Annotated in this window: 22 protein-coding genes; 7 read left to right on the top strand and 15 right to left on the bottom strand. The window is 44.9% G+C overall.

Annotation, left to right across the window (positions count from 1 at the left end; genetic code table 11):
* Nucleotides 1–110 precede the first annotated feature (110 nt).
* Entirely contained in the window at nt 111–1,202 is a 1,092-nt protein-coding gene (locus ACRN9H_RS14080; RefSeq protein ID WP_006083479.1) for a branched-chain amino acid aminotransferase, read from the bottom strand.
* Nucleotides 1,203–1,693: 491 nt separating this feature from the next.
* Here ACRN9H_RS14080 and ACRN9H_RS14075 point away from each other — a divergent pair, with 491 nt between their 5' ends.
* On the top strand, nt 1,694–1,966 hold the full coding sequence (locus tag ACRN9H_RS14075; RefSeq protein WP_012197738.1) for a Rho-binding antiterminator: 273 nt from the start codon (nt 1,694–1,696) through the stop codon (nt 1,964–1,966).
* A 12-nt stretch (nt 1,967–1,978) separates the two neighbouring features.
* A complete protein-coding gene (locus ACRN9H_RS14070) occupies nt 1,979–2,320 on the top strand; it encodes a hypothetical protein (RefSeq protein ID WP_432314568.1) in 342 nt (113 codons plus the stop codon).
* A 162-nt stretch (nt 2,321–2,482) separates the two neighbouring features.
* On the opposite strand, the gene ACRN9H_RS14065 is transcribed toward ACRN9H_RS14070, so the two are convergent.
* On the bottom strand, nt 2,483–2,836 hold the full coding sequence (locus ACRN9H_RS14065; RefSeq protein ID WP_261273302.1) for a RidA family protein: 354 nt from the start codon (nt 2,834–2,836) through the stop codon (nt 2,483–2,485).
* Nucleotides 2,837–2,916: 80 nt separating this feature from the next.
* Nucleotides 2,917–4,410: a Na+/H+ antiporter NhaC family protein gene (locus tag ACRN9H_RS14060; protein ID WP_432314566.1), complete on the bottom strand. Its 1,494-nt coding sequence runs from the start codon at nt 4,408–4,410 to the stop codon at nt 2,917–2,919.
* A 179-nt stretch (nt 4,411–4,589) separates the two neighbouring features.
* On the opposite strand from ACRN9H_RS14060, the gene ACRN9H_RS14055 reads away from it, so the two are divergent.
* Nucleotides 4,590–4,811: a cell division protein ZapB gene (locus ACRN9H_RS14055; protein WP_006083484.1), complete on the top strand. Its 222-nt coding sequence runs from the start codon at nt 4,590–4,592 to the stop codon at nt 4,809–4,811.
* 69 nt (nt 4,812–4,880) lie between these two features.
* Here the strand turns inward: ACRN9H_RS14055 and ACRN9H_RS14050 are convergent, their stop codons facing one another.
* The 7 genes from ACRN9H_RS14050 to ACRN9H_RS14020 form a co-directional block, all read right to left on the bottom strand.
* The gene (locus ACRN9H_RS14050) at nt 4,881–5,093 is read right to left on the bottom strand and encodes a DUF1107 domain-containing protein (RefSeq protein ID WP_220772211.1); all 213 of its coding nucleotides are present in this window, start codon (nt 5,091–5,093) and stop codon (nt 4,881–4,883) included.
* A 486-nt stretch (nt 5,094–5,579) separates the two neighbouring features.
* Entirely contained in the window at nt 5,580–6,188 is a 609-nt protein-coding gene (locus ACRN9H_RS14045) for a thiol:disulfide interchange protein DsbA/DsbL (RefSeq protein WP_432314565.1), read from the bottom strand.
* A 136-nt stretch (nt 6,189–6,324) separates the two neighbouring features.
* Nucleotides 6,325–7,350: a serine/threonine protein kinase gene (locus ACRN9H_RS14040; protein WP_432314563.1), complete on the bottom strand. Its 1,026-nt coding sequence runs from the start codon at nt 7,348–7,350 to the stop codon at nt 6,325–6,327.
* Nucleotide 7,351: 1 nt separating this feature from the next.
* Complete coding sequence (locus tag ACRN9H_RS14035; protein ID WP_432314561.1) at nt 7,352–7,669, bottom strand: DUF3630 family protein; 318 nt, start codon at nt 7,667–7,669, stop codon at nt 7,352–7,354.
* A 13-nt stretch (nt 7,670–7,682) separates the two neighbouring features.
* On the bottom strand, nt 7,683–9,137 hold the full coding sequence (locus ACRN9H_RS14030) for a protein adenylyltransferase SelO (RefSeq protein ID WP_432314601.1): 1,455 nt from the start codon (nt 9,135–9,137) through the stop codon (nt 7,683–7,685).
* 10 nt (nt 9,138–9,147) lie between these two features.
* Nucleotides 9,148–9,459, bottom strand: coding sequence for a hypothetical protein (locus ACRN9H_RS14025; protein ID WP_432314559.1), 312 nt, complete (start codon nt 9,457–9,459; stop codon nt 9,148–9,150).
* A gap of 147 nt (nt 9,460–9,606) precedes the next feature.
* Nucleotides 9,607–10,455, bottom strand: coding sequence for a hypothetical protein (locus ACRN9H_RS14020; RefSeq protein ID WP_432314557.1), 849 nt, complete (start codon nt 10,453–10,455; stop codon nt 9,607–9,609).
* Nucleotides 10,456–10,728: 273 nt separating this feature from the next.
* Between ACRN9H_RS14020 and ACRN9H_RS14015 the strand changes: the two genes are divergently transcribed.
* The 4 genes from ACRN9H_RS14015 (at nt 10,729) to ACRN9H_RS14000 (ending at nt 13,632) form a co-directional block, all read left to right on the top strand.
* Entirely contained in the window at nt 10,729–11,088 is a 360-nt protein-coding gene (locus ACRN9H_RS14015) for a DsrE/DsrF/TusD sulfur relay family protein (protein ID WP_432314555.1), read from the top strand.
* 138 nt (nt 11,089–11,226) lie between these two features.
* Complete coding sequence (locus tag ACRN9H_RS14010) at nt 11,227–11,625, top strand: nitrous oxide-stimulated promoter family protein (RefSeq protein ID WP_220772136.1); 399 nt, start codon at nt 11,227–11,229, stop codon at nt 11,623–11,625.
* Between the two features lie 360 nt (nt 11,626–11,985).
* On the top strand, nt 11,986–12,870 hold the full coding sequence (locus ACRN9H_RS14005) for a hypothetical protein (RefSeq protein ID WP_432314553.1): 885 nt from the start codon (nt 11,986–11,988) through the stop codon (nt 12,868–12,870).
* Nucleotides 12,871–13,047: 177 nt separating this feature from the next.
* Nucleotides 13,048–13,632 (top strand): YSC84-related protein, encoded by a 585-nt coding sequence (locus tag ACRN9H_RS14000; protein WP_432314552.1) that lies wholly within the window; start codon nt 13,048–13,050, stop codon nt 13,630–13,632.
* 112 nt (nt 13,633–13,744) lie between these two features.
* Here ACRN9H_RS14000 and ACRN9H_RS13995 read toward each other — a convergent pair whose 3' ends face one another.
* The 5 genes from ACRN9H_RS13995 to ACRN9H_RS13975 all read right to left on the bottom strand — a co-directional run bounded on the left by ACRN9H_RS13995 (nt 13,745) and on the right by ACRN9H_RS13975 (nt 18,245).
* Nucleotides 13,745–14,350 carry a hypothetical protein gene (locus ACRN9H_RS13995; RefSeq protein WP_432314550.1) on the bottom strand — a complete coding sequence of 202 codons (606 nt, stop codon included), beginning with the start codon at nt 14,348–14,350 and terminating at the stop codon, nt 13,745–13,747.
* 104 nt (nt 14,351–14,454) lie between these two features.
* Complete coding sequence (locus ACRN9H_RS13990; RefSeq protein ID WP_432314548.1) at nt 14,455–15,492, bottom strand: acyltransferase family protein; 1,038 nt, start codon at nt 15,490–15,492, stop codon at nt 14,455–14,457.
* Nucleotides 15,493–15,494: 2 nt separating this feature from the next.
* A complete protein-coding gene (locus ACRN9H_RS13985) occupies nt 15,495–16,892 on the bottom strand; it encodes a hypothetical protein (protein WP_432314546.1) in 1,398 nt (465 codons plus the stop codon).
* A 193-nt stretch (nt 16,893–17,085) separates the two neighbouring features.
* The gene (locus ACRN9H_RS13980; RefSeq protein WP_432314600.1) at nt 17,086–17,436 is read right to left on the bottom strand and encodes a YkvA family protein; all 351 of its coding nucleotides are present in this window, start codon (nt 17,434–17,436) and stop codon (nt 17,086–17,088) included.
* Between the two features lie 50 nt (nt 17,437–17,486).
* Nucleotides 17,487–18,245 carry a helix-turn-helix transcriptional regulator gene (locus ACRN9H_RS13975; RefSeq protein ID WP_432314544.1) on the bottom strand — a complete coding sequence of 253 codons (759 nt, stop codon included), beginning with the start codon at nt 18,243–18,245 and terminating at the stop codon, nt 17,487–17,489.
* Nucleotides 18,246–18,249: the final 4 nt, after the last annotated feature.

The raw sequence follows: 18,249 nt of genomic DNA, 5'->3' as shown, positions 1-18,249 counted from the left end.
TTTGGTTTGGTTTGATTTGGTTTGATTTGAGGCGAAGCCTACAAATGTCATCGTCAAAATCAGCCAATAAAAAAGGCTCCTAGGAGCCTTTAATCATCACCACAACATCCTTACTTTGCTAAACGTTCAACACGCTTAACCCAGCCTTCTGGACCTTGAATGTGACCCTTTTGTATTTCGGTATAGAGTTTGTAGATGCGCTGAACATGCTCGCCCACTTCACCATTACCGACAGTGACTATGTGGCCATCTTCAAAAATGTAGGAGCCTACAGCTGAAACTACGGCCGCTGTACCAAAACCACCCGCCTCGATAATTTCACCAGATTCGATGTCAGCGATAAATTGATCAAGCATGACAGTCTCTTGGCGCACTTCACAACCAAGCATCTCACCCAATTCCATGATGGATTGCGAGGTGATCGACTTAAGAATGGTATCTGTGAAAGTCGGAATGATCACAGTGCCATCTTTTAATATGTGGAAATGGTTCATCGCGCCCGCTTCTTCAATCTGTTGATTGGTCGAGTCGAGATATAACACTTGCGATGCACCAAAGGCTGCCGCGGCTTTACCCGCACGCAACGACGCCGCATAGTTTCCCGCCGCTTTTGAGGCGCCAGTGCCACCCGAAACTGCGCGATGGAAAGTTTTGCTGATCAGTAAGCGTATGCCTTTGTTGACACCCGCTGCGTAATAAGCACCACTTGGGCTTAATACCACACAGAAGGTATAACGCGTGCTTGGGCTAACAGAGAGACGGTCTTCGGTCGCAAAAATAAAGGGGCGAATATACAGACACGCACCTTCTTGCATCGGGAACCACAGGCGATCGACATCGATCAACGCATTGATCGCATCCATCTGCACTTGTTCATCGATATTAGGAATACAGACGATATCGGCGGAGCGATTCATCCGCTCGGCATTCTTATTAATACGGAAAGTATAAATCTCGCCATCTTCGTGCATAAAGGCTTTCGCGCCTTCGAAGATCGACTGGCCATAATGCAACGCCATTGCACCCGGTGCCATTTCAAATGGACCATAAGGAACGATGCGCGGATCGCACCATTGTCCGTCATGATAATCCATCAAAAACATATGATCGGTTCTGAGGCTACCAAAGCCCACATTCCCCTCGGGCTTGAATTGCTCAGTACGGCGCTCGGACGCAGGTTTTAAATTGTAGGTTATTTCCATCGCATACCACCTTGATTACTGAACAAGCAGACTAGGGAGCGACAGGAATAAAGTCAAGAGGGGCGCGCATATCTATACCCAAACAATCTGAAGATGCAGGATTCAGCGGGAATTTAACGCACTTTAGGCAAGGCGGTTATTTGCGGACCTAGTGGGCTAAGTTAAAAATAACCAACACAGCATAAAGTGCATTAAAACCCGCCGGGACGGAGCGCCTAGGGAACTCCACTTCCGTGTTGCATCAATTCAAAAGGTGACCGACATTCTGTCATTGATGCGCCTTGAATTGAAGCACCCTAGGCGCTCTGAAACTCGTATCTTCAGGTAGCTTGGGTATAAAGGTCTAAGCAATAAAAAACTCGCTAACATGCTTGGCTCAGCCTTTCACACTGTCTTAGATACTAGATAAAACAATCAGCATTGGGTCACACATAATGCCAATGGCAAGTATTTTTGCCACAATGGGGTCGAACTCCCGATGAGATAAACCTATGTCTGACTATAAGATGATCCCCTGTGAGCACTACGATTACCTCGAACTTGCCTGCCTGCGCGGTTATCAGCTCAAGATTGAGTTAATTGATGGCACGCAGTGCCAAGGTCAAGCCATCACCACGCAGACCAGAGCCGACAAAACCGAGTGGCTTGTTATCCAGCAGCAACAAAATAAACAATCCCTTAGGCTCGACCATATCGTCGCTATCACGCCTGTCGATGTGCATGCTGAATTTGGCAGGATGCAGATTGCCACTAAACAAGGTTAGCGAGGACAACACATGGCAAAGATAATGTTAGCAGTTGAAATCGGTCACTGGACCGGTGGGCATAATGGCCAATATCCCCAGCTGATTGAGTTTGATACGACGCATCTTGATAGACCTTTTCAGGTCAGCGATGGTTGGGGGCATGGTTTAGGTGGCGCGGCTTACTCACTCGCACAATTTATCAACACGCCTTATTACCTAAAGCTCAAAACTGAGGCTCCTTGGGCGTTTGCCATTATCGAACAGGGCTTAGCGCAACAGAATATGGATACGATCGCCGCGGCACTCTCAATCCAATATGTGGATCATCCACCGCTTGTGCCTAAACATTTAATGGAATACTTATTAGGTTAAAGCTGAAAGATTTAGCTAGAAGAGAGTGAACGTGATGAACAATGCAGGTTTAGATAGCGAGGTGTATTGCGGAAAAGCTTCACCGAGTCATGACACTCGGTGACAGGATTCTAAATAGGGATTGAAATAGGTTTCTAAACAGGGCGAAAAATAGCTTAGCGCTTAAACCGCGACCGCCGCTATTACAGACACTTCAACCAAATATTCCGGCTCAGCAATGGCAGCTTGCACGCAAGCGCGGGCTGGTGCATGGCCTTTAGGCACCCAAGCATCCCATACGGCATTCATCGCATCGTAATCACCCATGTCTTTCAGATAGATAGTCGCTGACAACAAATGCTCACGCGAACTCCCCGCCTGCGCCAACAAGGTATCGACTTCTTCAAGCATAGTGACGGTTTGCTCAGTGATATCTTGATACTTATCCTTCGCCACTTGACCACACAGATACACAGTACCTTGGTGAATGACTATACTGCTCATGCGGGTGCCAACGTCTAAACGGGTAATGCTCATATTGATCATCTCTTAAATCAGTACATTTAAATAATTGGTTCAGCTCAAACTGAATAGGCCATTTTAACGATAAACAGGCGTTATGTCTGCGCCGCTAACTTAGGCCAAGGCGAATAGAAGCGCGCCATCAAGGCAAATAAACCGAGACCACAGCTCACCACGGCCAACCACACTAACGGCGTCGCCACTTCTAAATTCACTAATTGGAATCCAACCAAGGCCGAACACGCCGCGATTAATGCAAAGGGCAACTGGGTCACCACGTGGTCATGGGGAGCGCAACCTGAACTGGTCGCACTGAGCACGCTGGTATCTGAAATGGGCGAGCAGTGATCGCCAAAAACTGACCCCGCCATCACAGCGCTCAATACTGGTAACAACAGATGAGGATCAAGGTTATGAGCAATCTCAGCGCCAATCGGGATCATAATCGCAAATGTGCCCCAACTCGAGCCCGTCGCAAAAGCCATTATCGCGCAGAGTAAAAACATTCCCGCCACCAGCAAGTGTGGAGAAAGATAAGATTTAGCCCAAGCGGCCAACAATTTCGCCACGCCAAGATCTTGGATAACAGCGCCAATCATCCAAGTGCAGAGTAAAATTGCAATAGCAAAGGCGATCATGCGCACACCGTGGCTCAAATCCCCCACTAACGCCGTTAAGCGTCGCCCAGACAAGCCCAACATAATCAGAGTGACCAAGGTCGCCAACAAACAAGCATCGCGCATAGAGGCGCCAATATCGGCCTTAGCCAGCCAGAGCGACACATCCCAAGAAGAGACCTGCTGGGCACCAGACCACAAAGTTAATCCCACCGAAGCCAATAACAGAGTCAGCATAGGAATAGCGAGTAGCCAAGGATTGCCCTTGGCCTCGACTGTACTAGAAGATTCCACCACGGTAGCGGCGACAAAAGAGCGAAAACCCACGCCATACCAAGCGACAAGCACGGACAAACCTAAGGTCACTATGGCGTAAAAGTTAAATAAGGCCACATCGATGAAGGCTTCCAGCGGCGACATGGGCAAAAAGCTGATCCCCGCGATAAGCGCCATCACATAGGGGCCCCAACTGGAGAAAGGCAATAGCGCACACAGGGGCGAGGCATTGGAATCCACCAGATAAGCGAGCTGCTCATGGCGAATGCCATAACGCTGGCTCAGTGGCTGACAAACATGACCGACGGCAAGGCAACTGAAAATCCCATCGATGAACACTAACCAACCGAGGAACACCACTCCCAGACGCGCCTGACGCTCAGTGCGGATACGGCTATATAGCCAATCGCCAAACTGACCCACGGCGCCGCCACGTGCTAACAACTGCGTCATGCTACCTAGCAGCAACATGGCCAATAGCACATTGAGGTGCCACGCTTGCCACGCGCCTTGGGCATAAAATTGTTTAACACCGATATCAAGCAAATACCGCGCAGTTTGCAGCGGGTCAAATTGGGCGATCAATAGCGCGCCAGAGACGATACCAACGCCTAACGCCACCAGCGTGCGGCGTAAAAACAGGGCTAAGGTTAAGGTCAACAGTAACGGGAGTATGGCGAGCAGACTAGGCGACATGGACCATTCCGATAAAAAATAAAACCAAGAATACTAACGAGTTAATAACAAATGCAAAAAAACTTAATTTAGAACCCAGTAATAGGGTGTTTTTTAACCAAACGACAAGAATCGCTATTCCTTAAGTTCTAGGCACTGCTAGAATCACAGTCCCATCCAGAAACCATAGGACTCTCCAGATGAGCCTTGAATTACTGTCCAAACTGGAAACCAAAATCCAGGCTGCACTCGAAACGATCGAGCTTCTAAAAATGGAGCTTGAAGAAGAGAAGCAAAAAGCGTCTACACTGAGTGAGCACAATCAACAATTGAATGCGCAAAACCAGCAACTACAAGAAGAACTCACTTCTTGGAACGAAAAAGTTACTGGCCTTGTTGGCTTGTTAAACAGCGAAATCTAAGCTGCACGGCGTGAAATCTATACTAACTAAATGAGATTTAAATTGAGCCGGTTCTAAATCGAACCCGCTCTAAATTGAATTGGTTTGATAATTCTGCGCTTCAATGAGTTCGTTCAGCTCTAAAATAGCCTGCTTCACTTTTGGCAGGCTTTTTCTTGGTAGTAAAAACCGTCCCCGCTCAAATTCTAGTCGTCCTAAATCTTTAACCCAAATAACACCAGTAAGAAAAATACGCGCATGCTTAACGATAAGTTTAGGGGCGTAAACGGGGAAAACTCTCATATGACCACCTATAAACATTCTTGTTGTTATTGATTCCCCTCTTTGACATAAGGTTTACTGTTTGAGTTGCATGGTTGACAGACTATTTTTCATATTTGAGCACCCAAAAACTTCAATCATCTGATTTAGTTAAACTATCAATATTAAACTCAATCACAAAAAAACCAAAAGCCATAAAAATGACGCTTGCCAATTTTTTGACGCTCTGTTAAATTAACCATGTTACTCAGGGTGAAAAAGAGCCCCTTGGCTCAAGTCCGTACTTTCTGTTATAAGAAGTACGGTTTTTTTTACCTGTTTTTTATCAATATATTCAATAAACTATAATCTCAAGCGCTTAACCCGACGTCGCTAACTCACGCCAACACTTAATACTGCCGTCACAAGCAATAAAAAAGGAGCCGTTAGGCTCCTTTAAACAAACAACTGTATGGGTACGTGATTATCACCCGCTCGTATAACGGCGACATGATAACGTCATCAGCATTATTTCTTCGCTAGAAAGAAAGCGATATCTAATAGCTCATCGTAGGATTTGATTGAACCGGTTTCAACGCGATATTTACCATTAACAACCAAAGCCGGTACGCCGGTTAACTTAGCATTTTCAGTATCACGCTTCATCTTAGCCATTTGCGCTTTCACCATAAAAGATTCCGCGGCCGCGTCGAAGGTTTTACCATCCACACCGTTAGCGATAAAAAGAGCACGGATATCATCACGATTAGTAAAATTTTGTTTTTTATCATGGATAGCTGAAAAAAGTGCATTATCAATTTTATCATCGACATTTAATTGATGTGCTACTGCAAATGCACGTGACATTTCTACGCCCATGTCTTTACCGATAAAATCAACGTGCGCTTGGTTAAAAGCCACACCATCAGGTTTGTCTGCAATAATTTTTGGCACTACAGTCTTAGCAAAATTATAACAATGTGGACAATAGAAGGAGAAAAACTCAGTAATTTCAGGTTTTGCCGTCGCAGGACCATCATTAATCACAGTGTAATGAACACCTTCTTGATAATCTGCAGCGACTACGGCCATTGGTGCCAGTAACAAGGCCGCAGCCATAAGTAATGCTTTTTTCATGAAAATTCCTTAAATCAATCTTATAAATAGGTTCACTAGGCAGGAGACTAACACATTCTCTTTTTTGAGTGTAACTCACGCCTAAGAGTTCAATTTAAAATCACTGCGACTATTATGCATGGTTAAATATTGAACATTAATAAGGTACTAAACTCAAAGGCGGTTCGCCCAGCGCATATAACTGTTCTTTAAACGATAAAATTTGCTGCTCCCAATATTTCTCATCCCCAAACCAAGGGAAGTTCATCGGGAAAGCTGGATCATCCCAGCGGCGGCCAATCCACGCGTTATAATGCACCATACGCAACGCCCGCAGTGGCTCAATCAAGGCCAGTTGCCTAGTATCAAACTCACAAAACTCTTCATAGGCCTCGAGTAAGATTTCAAGCTGCATTAATTGCTGCGCTCTATCACCGGTTAACATCATCCATAAATCTTGAATGGCCGGCCCCATACGCGCATCGTCTAAATCGACAAATCCAGGGCCGTCGGGCGTCCACAGAATATTGCCTGGGTGTAAATCCCCATGCAAACGAATTGCCGCAAAATCCTGTCGTTCCCAAATCGCATTGGCCTTAGCTAGCACTTGCTCTACCACGGTAAAAAAAGGCAAACGCAAGCTGTTAGGCACGAGATCGGATTGTTTTAACCACGCCAGCGGTTCTGCCCCTAAAATATGTGGGTTTAAGGGTTCACGCTCTGCAAATGAGGTTTGCGCGGCGTACTGGTGTATGCGACCGATAAATCGACCGACTGACTCTAGTTGTTCTAAATTATCGACCTCAAAAGCTCGACCACCTAAAGACGGGAACAGCGTAAATCGAAAACCTTGATACTTATGCAGTGTGCGGCCTTCGATAATCACAGGCACCGCCATTGGAATATCCTCAGCGGCGAGCGCTAACGCATAGTCATGTTCTTCTTGGATCTGTTCGTCGCTCCAACGATCGGGGCGATAAAACTTCACCACATAACGTAACCCTTCATCACTACGAAACTGATATACACGGTTCTCATAGCTATTGAGTGCGAGCAAGCCCGTTTCAGGATACACACCTAAGCTTTCAATGGCATCTAAGATCAAATCTGGCGTTAACGCTTGGAAATGGAATGCTGCACCGCTGGTATTGGTTATCGTCGGCGGCGTCATATTCTGATTCATATTAGTTCACTCTTAGATGAGGTTTAAGCACAGTGGCGAAGTATTCTAACACCTCAAAATCGGCTTTATTTTCAGTTGAAAGCCAGCAAATATTGCCATAAAACTCATAATTGAGCCATAACAGGCTCCCTTCAAATGCTAATGCCCATTGATGTCTGTCGGCGCCCCACTGACGCTCACCCACAGTGCAATCGAGTATCGCTGCAAGTGGCTCGGCAAAATCGACAAAACGATCAAAATCAATATCGGCGCTAATTGATAAACTTAACGCCTCTTTATCTAAGCGAATGGCTTGTATCTGAGTGCTAGCTAATTTCATGTTTTTTATCCAATCAACTACTACATGACATAATCAAACCTTGGCCCCAGTCCGGTGGACGTTTAGCTAAGTCTTCATGTTCTGTGTGTTCGGCAAAAGGCTGGCTTAAAATTTTCTGCAATCGGTGCAATGGCGCAAGATTACCCTCTTCCACCGCAATTATCGCCTCTTGAGCTAAATAGTTACGCAAAATATATTTTGGATTCACTGCATTACGCTCAGTTTGCCATTCACCCACATCAGCCACTATACCTAATCGCTGTTGATAGGCTTGATACCAAGTATCAAATTGCGCCACATCGATAAAATCATCCCGTAAACCGCTGTGTTGACTGGTCGGGTCGACCTTACCGAATTGACGCCATGTTTGAGTGTAATCGAGTTGATTTTTTTCCATTAGCACAGTCAAACGACCAATAAGCTCAAGGTCTTGCTTATCCTGCTCTGGCGTTGGTTTAACTAATGTTGGCAGACCTAATTTTGCGCGCATCAAATGTAAATAAGGCTGAACTAGCGCCTCTTGGTATTGATTAAGGATGGCAATTAAATCGTCGGACGGGATAACGGGTGTCAATGCTTGCGCTAAGCGTTGTAGGTTCCATAATCCAACACCCGGCTGCTGACCAAATGCATAACGCCCCTCTGAATCAGAGTGATTACAGATAAAATCTTCTTGGAAGGTATCTAAAAATGCAAAAGGGCCAAAATCAAAACTGTCACCCAGAATCGACATATTGTCGGTGTTCATCACCCCGTGGGCAAAACCTACCGCTTGCCAATGGGCAATCATTTTGGCCGTATCTTGCACTACCTGTAAAAACCACGCTTTATAACCTGCAGCATCACAACTCAAATGAGGATAATGCTGAGTGATCGTGAAATTGAGTAATTGAATCAGTTTATCAGCGCGGCCACGTTCGCTATGGCAAAAAAACTCAAAATGACCAAAGCGAATGTGACTACGAGCTAGACGTACAGTAATCGCTGCCGTTTCTTGGCTCTCACGCCAAACTGGTAAGTCAGAACCAATCACGGCCAAAGCACGCGTAGTGGGAACTTGTAAAGCATATAGCGCTTCTGAGACTAAAAACTCGCGCACCGCTGAGCGCATCACCGCACGGCCATCACCACGGCGAGAGTATGGCGTTGGGCCGCCGCCCTTAAGCGCGACATCCCACACACCGTTTGGGCCTACCGCTTCGCCTAAGATAATTGAGCGCCCATCGCCTAAGCGCGGCGTATAACCGCCAAACTGGTGGCCGCTATACACTTGGGCGTAATAAGTCGCGCCATCGATTGCGGCATTAGCAGATAAACCGAGTAATAGCTCATCGGTTGGCTGGGTTAGGCCAATTAATTGCGCAGCGTCATCACTCCACGCTAGCCACTGAGGATTGGTGATCCCCTGAGGATAAACCTGCGAGTAAAATTCGGGCAGCTGGGTAAAAAAATCCTGTTTAAACTTCATCATCACCCACCTATTGGCTCAAGGTCTTGCAAACCAGCACCGACTTATCGTCAAGTTCACATAAATGTCCACACTGATAGACGCCAAGGCCAAAACCACTCACACCAGAGCGACTTAAACGCTGCATGCCGTGTGCCTTACTTTGGCATTGCTCTAATGTTTCATAGTAGCCATTAATCGTTTCGGTCTGTAAAGGCATCGCCGGAATGGCACTCGCATCGGGATAATAAAACAGTGTCCATTCTGCCGTTTTAGTACAGCCACTGAGTAACAGTATTCCAAACATAAATAAGGCGTTCGGTAAGACATAGCGTAGTTTCATTGTTCCCCTACTTAAGCCCATAAAATAGGCCCATAAAAAAAAGCGAACTAAGGTTCGCCTTTTGCGCATCAGTTAAGGAGGATTCTACACTGCCTAGACGAGGTAAATAACCGCTTTTCGCCTAAGGGTTTAATCCCTACATTCATGTTAAGTCATAGCAGCTTTGGTCTGGGCTTTTTCTATTCGACTAATACGGCCTTCAAAGCCCGTTACTGTGCCATCGCTCAACCCAAACTCTAATGCTTTACGACATAAGACAATAGCAGCATCGAACGCTTGAGTATCATTAAGCAGCGTCGCCAAGTGGAGGAAACCTGCAGATTTAAGCTCAGCAGTTTTACCTTGCTCAGCAGTCACCGCTTGGAATAATGCAATATACTCCTGTGCCAACTGAGCACCATAATTGAGATAATCAGCAGATTTACGCTGCTTGTAGCACTCACCCACCATATTTTGTAATGCACTGTAACGATCGCTTACTGAGGTTGCCGCTTGATACTCCTCAAAAGCTCGTTTCAAGGTCACATTCGCCCAATCGCCGGGCGATTGAGCACCAATCACTGGCACAGTAGCCTGAACTTCAGCCTTAAGTACATCAACACCAGCGACTTCAGATGGGTCATCTACAAATGTTGAACCTAAGATGATCACCGCCTCTTCGTTATGTGCCGCAGGAATATCGACCTCGATAATATCAGTGTCGATATCGACCGAAATATGCGTAGTATTCACTGTCTGTTTTGGGTCGCGCGGCATCAATTCGGCTTCAACTTCAATAACCGCTTCCACTACAGGAGTCCCTACGGCTAGCTCCACAGACTCAACCTGCTCGGGCTCTGCTGTAGATGAAATCGGTGTTTCTTCGCGAGGAACAACCGGCGTAATCGGCGCCGATTTAGGCTTCAACGCTTCTTGCTCCTTCTTCGCCAATCGTTGTGTGCGACGAAATAAAAACACACCGATTGCGATCAGTACGAATACGATTAAAATTTTCATTCTTGTTCACCTTTGATGCTGGCTTCTCGACATAAGCGATGCCAATGGGTATGCCAAAGTCCGTTAAAATCGTATCAATGACAACCGTGCTCACCTAGAATTGAGCAGAGATTAACCGCTATTAAAGTCCATTGTGTCGGTGCAAATCAAGTGTTTATACCTTTTTATACGATCTTGCACTCAAATAGTTATAGCCAATTGCGCTAGACTGCGACATCCGGGTTAGATTATTAACCTAATTCCGCTGTGTAATACACATTAAGGACAGCCCTGATGCAAAGTATTCTTATCGTCGCCCACGCCACACCCTATGGAACAGAAAAGCTATTTAATAGCTTACGCATCGCATTAGCACTGAAGGATCAAGATGAGCAAGCCGTCGATCTTAAGCTGTTTCTCATGTCGGATGCGGTGTTTGGGGCGTTAAAAAATCAAACCACGCCAGACTTAAGTTACAACCTACAACAGATGTTTGAGATCCTCTTGGCGCAGCAAGTCCCTATTTTATTGTGTAAGACCTGTGCTCAAGCTCGAGGTGTGACTGCGGATATGATCATCGAAGGTGCGCACATTGGTACGCTGCAAGACTTAACCCGCTGGACACTCGCTGCAGACAAAGTGATGCATATCTAAAGCTTATTTTAGGTGCAACACTTAAGGTTATTTAAAGCCTCATTTTGTGCGCACCTTCATAAATTAATACTTCTGTTTTGTCAGCACTGGCTTCACTGCTTATGATGGGATATCCGAGTAATAGACTAAGGTATTCCAATGGACGCTGCGCAACTGCTAACGGGCAAACTGCTTTACGAGCACCAAACCATAGCTGCGATGGTGAAGATACATTGCAAAGCAAAGCACCAAAACCAAAATATAACCGGTCTATGCACTGATTGTATTGAGTTATTGGATTATGCCGCAACTCGCCTAGATCGCTGCCCCTACGGTCAGAGCAAACCAACCTGCAATAAATGCCCAGTACATTGCTACAAACCTGTGCAGAAGCAAATCGTTAAAGAGATTATGATTTTCTCTGGTCCTCGGATGCTATTGCCACATCCTATTCGAGCAATCAAACACTTACTTGCCGAACGCACGCCTGTTCCGAGCGTAGTGCCAGAAGCAGCATCCAATCGCCACCAGCGCATTGCCATCCAGCAAAAAAACTAACCTCATTCTTTTATCACGCCGAGTTCCCTGATATAACAGGGCTCTAGGTGTATGCCTAAGCAATCTGAAGATACGAGTTTCAGAGCGCCTAGGGTGCGTAAATCCGAGACGAGTCAATAACAGAGTGTCGGCCACCTTTTTAATTGATACGACACTCAAATACAGTTCCCTAAGTGCTCCGTCTTGGCAGGCTTTAACGCACTTTATGCGGTGTTGACTATTTTTAACTTAGCCCACTAAGTTAAAAATAACCGCAATCGCCTTGGATAGCGCGAAGGCCATTTATGCAGGAGCAATAAATGGCCTAGCCTAAAGTGCGTTAAATTCCCACTGCATCTTCAGATTGTTTGGGTACAGAATATGAACGAATTTAATAGCTTTTTCGCTCAAGCTTATTGGTGGTTATCGCTATTTGGAGGCTTACATTGCCTCGCGTTAGCTATTTATATTCGCTATTTATATCAGGCAGAAACACATCAAGGTTTGCTGGCTAGTTTCTTGAGCCTTGTGGCACTGTATTTTCTTACAGGTTTAATTAACCGCGATAATGCCCCGATCCCGATACATCTCTTATTTAATCTTATTAGTCCGATTTACTTTTTACTTATGCCTTTATTGTATTTGTACTGTAAAAGTAGTTTAAGTCAAATAAGTCAACCTATTGGTTTTTCAAAACATTACTGGCCAGCATTACTCACCTTACTCTTCGCTATTATCGATATTGTTTTAAAATTAACGGGATATCAAACAGGCGAATGGCAATCTATCGCCCTGCTCCTTAAAGAACTGAATATCAACCAGTGGAGCGCCTTGCTCCCCGCACTGTTATCAATACAAACCTGTTATTACTTTATCGCGTTGTGGATGCTATTTCGCCTGCATAAACAAAAACAAAGAAATATCACACAACCCCAAGAGACACTCGGTACCATTCGGTTTCGTTGGTTAATAGGGTTAACGCTTGCCATGCTGTTAAATTGGCTGATACGTGTATTTGTAGTGATTCTGCCTTTTTATTTTGGTGATAATTTATCTTTACTATCCAATGCACTACCAAGGCTCACTTTACTGCTCAGCATGTATATGTTGGCCGTATACGGTTTAAAGAAAATCACCCGTTCAGCCTATTTAAAAGGTCGCATGGCCAAACAACCATTACAGCCACACGTGATTCAGAATGTCCTCACCCCTGAGGAGTATGAGTTTTTACACCAAGTTCAACAGGACGACTGTGAAAAAAAATAAGATTCTTAATGATCTAAGAACTTATCGGTACAACTATACTCCAATACACACCATCAATATGACTCTGTGGCAAGCAACTCGAATACTGAACCTCAGCTGACACTCAAGTCGTTTAGGCTGTTATTTATTTCGATAAAGGCTAGTCTGGAAAAAACCAAAGACTGAAGAGGCACTACCATGAAATCATTTTTAACAGCCATTGTGGCATCAACATGCCTAATCGTGAGTTTATTTACAGCACCAATCGCACAAGCAGACGAAAGCTACGAGCAGGCTGTGGTTAATTTTCAAAAAGCGAAAGAAACCAGTAAATTTTTCGACACCGCCTATGGCTACGCTTTGTTCCCTACTGTAGGGAAAGGCGGCATTGGTATTGGTGCAGCCTATGGTAAAGGTCGCGTTTATAAAGGCGGCGTTTATATGGGTGACTCCAGCCTGACTCAATTATCTATCGGCTTGCAACTAGGTGGGCAAGCCTATAGCGAAATAATTTTCTTTAAAGATGCTAAAGCGTATGAAAACTTCACCAGTGGCAGTTTCGAGTTTGATGCCCAAGCTTCAGCGGTGGCGATCAATATGGGCGCGAGCGCTCAGGCAGGAACGACGGGTAACTCCGCCACTGCGGGCCAAGCCGGCAGCAATAGCTCAGCCAGAGGCTCTTATATCAATGGCATGGCCGTATTTACCGCAGCTAAAGGCGGCTTAATGTTTGAAGCCGCACTGGCAGGACAAGCCTTTAGTTTCGAGCCTAAAGCAAACTAATACACGGTATTAACTGTTAAAAAATGGCGAGCCGCAGGGCTCGCCATTTTTATATGTCTATCTTATAAAAAATCGAATTAGGCTTTTTTGACCTAAGTAAACCACTTTAAACTTACTTGTGCCCCCAAGGTGCTGGCGGCAAGACAACTGGCTGAGTGAGATCAAAATCGACTTGAAAATTGCGGTTTGCGCGCGTGAGCTGGTAGCTAAACGTCGTTGGCGTAATCGCAATATGCCACACATTGGTGATCGACTGAGTTAAGCCATTTTTAACAAAGTTATCGATTGAGTCTTTATCAATAGGAAAAGATTGCTTCTGTACTGTCCCGTCATTGATGGTATCACCGCCATACATAGTCACAGCGTCTTCGCTTCCATCTTGATGGCGATGATCATGTTTCAACTTAAGCCCTTGTTGCGCCTTAGTCAGCACCCAAGTACGTGAATGGTCATCACCCACATGGAACGGGATCTTAAGCTCAGTGTCGCTGCATTCGCGCACATGCATCATTAAAGATTTACCACTAAAATCTGAGTCTACAGCGTTACCGGAGACCACTTTACCCGCAAAGGCTTGACCACAATGGCCGGCGATTTGCGCAAAGAAAGTATTTTGAGTCTCAGTGGATAAAGGCTCAGTTTGAGCCGCTATGGATGGTAAAGCAATTGAAGATAAACTGGCGAGCACGAGGCTCTGTAGGGCAATTCTGGACTTCATCATGTTCTCCATTTTTTAGATGAAAAACACCCTAACACTAGGAAATAAATTCAAACTGAATTTTCTCTAGTGTTAGGATAAATGTCGGCAATTAAGGTGCGAGATTACCAACCGATATACGTGCGTGAACGGTTACCGAGACGCTTCTTGATAAAACGAGCGGTAATAATACTGCCAACCATCAAGAAGATAAAAATCGCCGCAGAGAATAGTATACTGGTTATCCAAGACCCAGGTGGTAAACGGAAACGCATTAAGGTCGCAGTCGCATTAAACATCATGTCGAAGAGCGGGTGAATAAAGAAAATCGCAAAACTCATCTCAGCTATTTCAACTAACCAAGGCAAACGACTGCGCTCTGATAACCATTCACAAAAATTAAGTGTCAACACGCATAAACTTAGCTTTTGAATAAACTGCCAATCAATACCATTATATTCAAACGGTGCTTTATGGTAATTACCAATATGCTGCACGACGTAACTCTGTTCGACTAGGCTTGTGATTAAAAAAATTACCGCTAATGCACTGAAAATAGAGCCAAAACGTCTCAGCAGATGTTCATCTTGGGAATATAGAATACCAATCAAATAGAAAGGCATAAAATACACCACAGAGTGGATAAAGTTGATATTCCCTATCGGCCTATGCAACAAAATAGCCGCCACACAGCTGAGTACAAATAGCGTCCAGCGCATCTGTTGCGAGCAACGGATAAACCACAAGAAAATCGGTGAAAATAAAAATACCGCCATGATGAATGGAATATACCAATGTGGATAAAGGATATAACCATTACGCACCGTATAAAAAACACTCAACAATAATTGTTCGAGCGACTGGTGCTCCATAAAGATCCAGCGTAAACATAGACAGACTAGGCCGATAAAAGATACAACTAAAAAAGGATAAAGCACATTTTGTACTTTATTTTTCATGAACTTCTTGTAATCAAAATCCTTATAAAAAATTCGATGGAAAAAGTACCCCGAGATAAACACGAATAATGCAGTGCCTCCTCGTAATAAGTTCTCCAGTAATAACGGGAAACCTTCCCCAGAGTTGTAAATGCTGTGGCCAAGAACGATAAAGATAATCGCAATGCCACGCATGTAGGTAAATTCGAGCTGATTTTTTCTCATTATTAATTCATCGCACAGTAGAGGGTTCTTCCATCAACAACACTCGCAGAAACCCTAATGGTTCCATGGACTTCTGCTTCATTAAATACCAGATACTGACCCTCTCGTTGAAAAGGGAATACCAAAGGTAACAGAGTTGCAGCCTCAATGCCCTCACAAAAATTCTGCATCGGCACATCGAGCAACGGACTACCACTCACGGACAAGTTACCAAATTGCGAACTCATTCCTAAATAGGCTTGCGTCATCTCATCTTGATAGGGCACAACATAAAAACCAGAACGCACCGCGCCGATATCAATAAAACTACTGCTATCACTCACGCTCGGCATCACCAATAACGGCACTTTGGGATCCTGCACATTGAGTAACAGCTGAGATAACTTCTCTTGCGTGGCGGGATAGTAAGCCAACATGTCCTGTAAATATTTTTTCTGTTTATTATCTTTTTTCTCTGGAGCTTGTATCGGTTTAATGCGATTTAATAATATATCCACTGGCAACATCCCAGACATGACTGACTCTTTCCATCGGTAAGGATCTTGAGTGCTATCCAACAATATGCCTGCCAGAGCGCCTATATTTCCCGCCTCAGCAGTCCAACCACCCCACATTACCTGCTGTTGATAATAGTCATGCACATATTGAGTCAGTATTTGCTGATAACCGAGTAAGGTTTGATTTCGGCTTAATAAACGGGCGCCAGCAACTAACTCGACATACTTGGCACTACCTTCTATTAAATCATTGATATAGCTTACACGGTCTTCATTAGGCGCCACTTGGCGCCACTGCTGCAACCAATAGGCTGCATGACCCAAAAACAAAGACTGCTGCTCAGGTTCTGCTAATGCCGCCATTAAGGCGTCAAATAACTGTAGACGGTAATAACGAGCATCGAAGTTGAGAGGAAATACTTCACCTTCATAATGGCTGCTATCTTCTAATATCCGCCATTCGGATTGTGCATAAAAATGAAAAGCTTCATGCAAGGCGTTACCCGCCCAGATTAGAAAAGTGAGATCTGTAGGTTTAGTGTCGGCGTTAAATTGAATATTCGGCGCCTCAAGCTGGATCAATACACCGGGCTGGCCTTGATACTGTGGAAAGCCAAAGTTGACTGATAGACCCGAATGCAGGTTTACGGATTCTAAGACACTATTGTCTTTAACAACCTCGCCTCCGGGTTGGCGCAACCAAACGTTACCACCATAACTGAAAAGGTGTACTTTATCTTCAAGACGAAATCCCGGCCATAAGGCTTCACTCTGGCGACTATTTTGTGCCATAAAATCGAGGTAAAGACGGGCGAGTTGTTCCGGAGATGCTTCATCGGCAAACGCGGGTGTAGTGGCAGAAACACCTAAGAACCATAGGATCACTACCATAATATTTTTCATTTATCAGCCTAAACCAACACAAGGGGTTTACAAAACAGCGCTAGCATATAGCGCAATCAAGCAATAGTGAAACGTTTGCCAAAAAATATTTTTACTCAAGTCATTTTAAGTATAAGCCAGCGCTTGGAGTCCGAATAAAATGATATTTTTAGCATTATTCCACCACAATTAAATCATGGCATACGCAGGATGCTTAAACCTTAGGTTCAGTCGGTTTATCTCCAAACCACAGAGCGAGTTTATCCGCCGCGCGAGATTTAACCTCATCGTCAATGTATAAACTCACCATAGTTAGCGCCGCGGCAAGGGCACCTAAATCATCGGTAAAGCCAACTAGAGGCGTCAAGTCAGGAATAGCATCTAAGGGCGAAATAAAATATGCCAAAGCACCAAAAATAACAGATTTAGCCCATTTAGGCGTATTCGGCTGCTGCGACGCATAATAAAGCCACAGGGCACGCTCGATCACTTCCCTACCCGCCTGACGACTAAAGAGTTTAATCTTGTTCCAAAATCCGCTATCGGTAAATTGCTCATTCGCCATCATATCTCTCCTGCAGTTTAAGATTATTTAAGTTTCAATCCACTCCTTATTTACAGTGTACGACGATAAGCCGCAGGGGTCAGGCCAAATTGTTGCTTAAAACGTAAGGAAAACTTTTCCGCAGATTGATAACCACAAGCTAAAGCCACTTGCAGTAATGGTTCGCCTGAGTTTTGCAGCATGGCCAAACCATGGCTCAGCCGGACTTCAACTAATAATTGCCTAAAACTGGTATCTTCTAGCGCCAATTTACGCCTAAGGCTAGCTGTACTCATGTGTAACTTGTCGGCAATATCCTCCTGCTGCCATGATGCCGAAGGACTCACACTCATTAAGGCCAAGGCCGCTTGAGTCACGCTGCGTTGGGTGTGTCCATACAACCAGTTCACACTGCGTTTATCCGGCAAACTTAACAGTAACGCGGCCAAATAATGCAGTTGAACAGGATCGGCCAGAGACAAGCTCAAACTCTGTAATAGCGCATTCCAAGCTAAGTCCACCGCGCGTGATACGTTTTGGACTGGCATAGGGTCACGCCAATCGGTAGCGCTTGATAAAATACCTTGGGGTAAATCGTGGGGGAGTAATAACTGCACCGCCCGATAACGCCCAAGAAAAGGTCGATTAACAAAGCTAATATGCGATCCGGCAGGAATTAACAGTAACTGACCTTGACCCACCAAAACGGATTCATCTTGCCAGAGTAAAGACTTTTCCCCATGAATAACTCGAATAATCGACGGCTGGTGCACAGGTACTTGAGATAAAGATTGTGCCTGCTTCGAATCATATTCAAACAAACGTATCATGACA

Origin of the sequence: Shewanella sp. MF08487 (assembly GCF_050848685.1) — a bacterium.
GTDB classification, from domain to species: Bacteria; Pseudomonadota; Gammaproteobacteria; order Enterobacterales; family Shewanellaceae; genus Shewanella; species Shewanella glacialipiscicola.
This window is presented reverse-complemented; position numbering and strand designations above follow the sequence as displayed.

Coding starts and splice junctions, on each gene's coding strand:
- ACRN9H_RS14005 (WP_432314553.1), top strand. CDS start 11,986: ATGAACGAATTTAATAGCTTTTTCGCTCAAGCTTATTGGTGGTTATCG.
- ACRN9H_RS14035 (WP_432314561.1), bottom strand. CDS start 7,669: ATGAAATTAGCTAGCACTCAGATACAAGCCATTCGCTTAGATAAAGAG.
- ACRN9H_RS14075 (WP_012197738.1), top strand. CDS start 1,694: ATGTCTGACTATAAGATGATCCCCTGTGAGCACTACGATTACCTCGAA.
- ACRN9H_RS13980 (WP_432314600.1), bottom strand. CDS start 17,436: ATGGCGAATGAGCAATTTACCGATAGCGGATTTTGGAACAAGATTAAA.
- ACRN9H_RS13990 (WP_432314548.1), bottom strand. CDS start 15,492: ATGAGAAAAAATCAGCTCGAATTTACCTACATGCGTGGCATTGCGATT.
- ACRN9H_RS14065 (WP_261273302.1), bottom strand. CDS start 2,836: ATGAGCATTACCCGTTTAGACGTTGGCACCCGCATGAGCAGTATAGTC.
- ACRN9H_RS14045 (WP_432314565.1), bottom strand. CDS start 6,188: ATGAAAAAAGCATTACTTATGGCTGCGGCCTTGTTACTGGCACCAATG.
- ACRN9H_RS14000 (WP_432314552.1), top strand. CDS start 13,048: ATGAAATCATTTTTAACAGCCATTGTGGCATCAACATGCCTAATCGTG.
- ACRN9H_RS14015 (WP_432314555.1), top strand. CDS start 10,729: ATGCAAAGTATTCTTATCGTCGCCCACGCCACACCCTATGGAACAGAA.
- ACRN9H_RS13985 (WP_432314546.1), bottom strand. CDS start 16,892: ATGAAAAATATTATGGTAGTGATCCTATGGTTCTTAGGTGTTTCTGCC.
- ACRN9H_RS14025 (WP_432314559.1), bottom strand. CDS start 9,459: ATGAAACTACGCTATGTCTTACCGAACGCCTTATTTATGTTTGGAATA.
- ACRN9H_RS14060 (WP_432314566.1), bottom strand. CDS start 4,410: ATGTCGCCTAGTCTGCTCGCCATACTCCCGTTACTGTTGACCTTAACC.
- ACRN9H_RS14055 (WP_006083484.1), top strand. CDS start 4,590: ATGAGCCTTGAATTACTGTCCAAACTGGAAACCAAAATCCAGGCTGCA.
- ACRN9H_RS14040 (WP_432314563.1), bottom strand. CDS start 7,350: ATGAATCAGAATATGACGCCGCCGACGATAACCAATACCAGCGGTGCA.
- ACRN9H_RS14070 (WP_432314568.1), top strand. CDS start 1,979: ATGGCAAAGATAATGTTAGCAGTTGAAATCGGTCACTGGACCGGTGGG.
- ACRN9H_RS14020 (WP_432314557.1), bottom strand. CDS start 10,455: ATGAAAATTTTAATCGTATTCGTACTGATCGCAATCGGTGTGTTTTTA.
- ACRN9H_RS14030 (WP_432314601.1), bottom strand. CDS start 9,137: ATGAAGTTTAAACAGGATTTTTTTACCCAGCTGCCCGAATTTTACTCG.
- ACRN9H_RS13975 (WP_432314544.1), bottom strand. CDS start 18,245: ATGATACGTTTGTTTGAATATGATTCGAAGCAGGCACAATCTTTATCT.
- ACRN9H_RS13995 (WP_432314550.1), bottom strand. CDS start 14,350: ATGAAGTCCAGAATTGCCCTACAGAGCCTCGTGCTCGCCAGTTTATCT.
- ACRN9H_RS14080 (WP_006083479.1), bottom strand. CDS start 1,202: ATGGAAATAACCTACAATTTAAAACCTGCGTCCGAGCGCCGTACTGAG.
- ACRN9H_RS14010 (WP_220772136.1), top strand. CDS start 11,227: ATGGACGCTGCGCAACTGCTAACGGGCAAACTGCTTTACGAGCACCAA.
- ACRN9H_RS14050 (WP_220772211.1), bottom strand. CDS start 5,093: ATGAGAGTTTTCCCCGTTTACGCCCCTAAACTTATCGTTAAGCATGCG.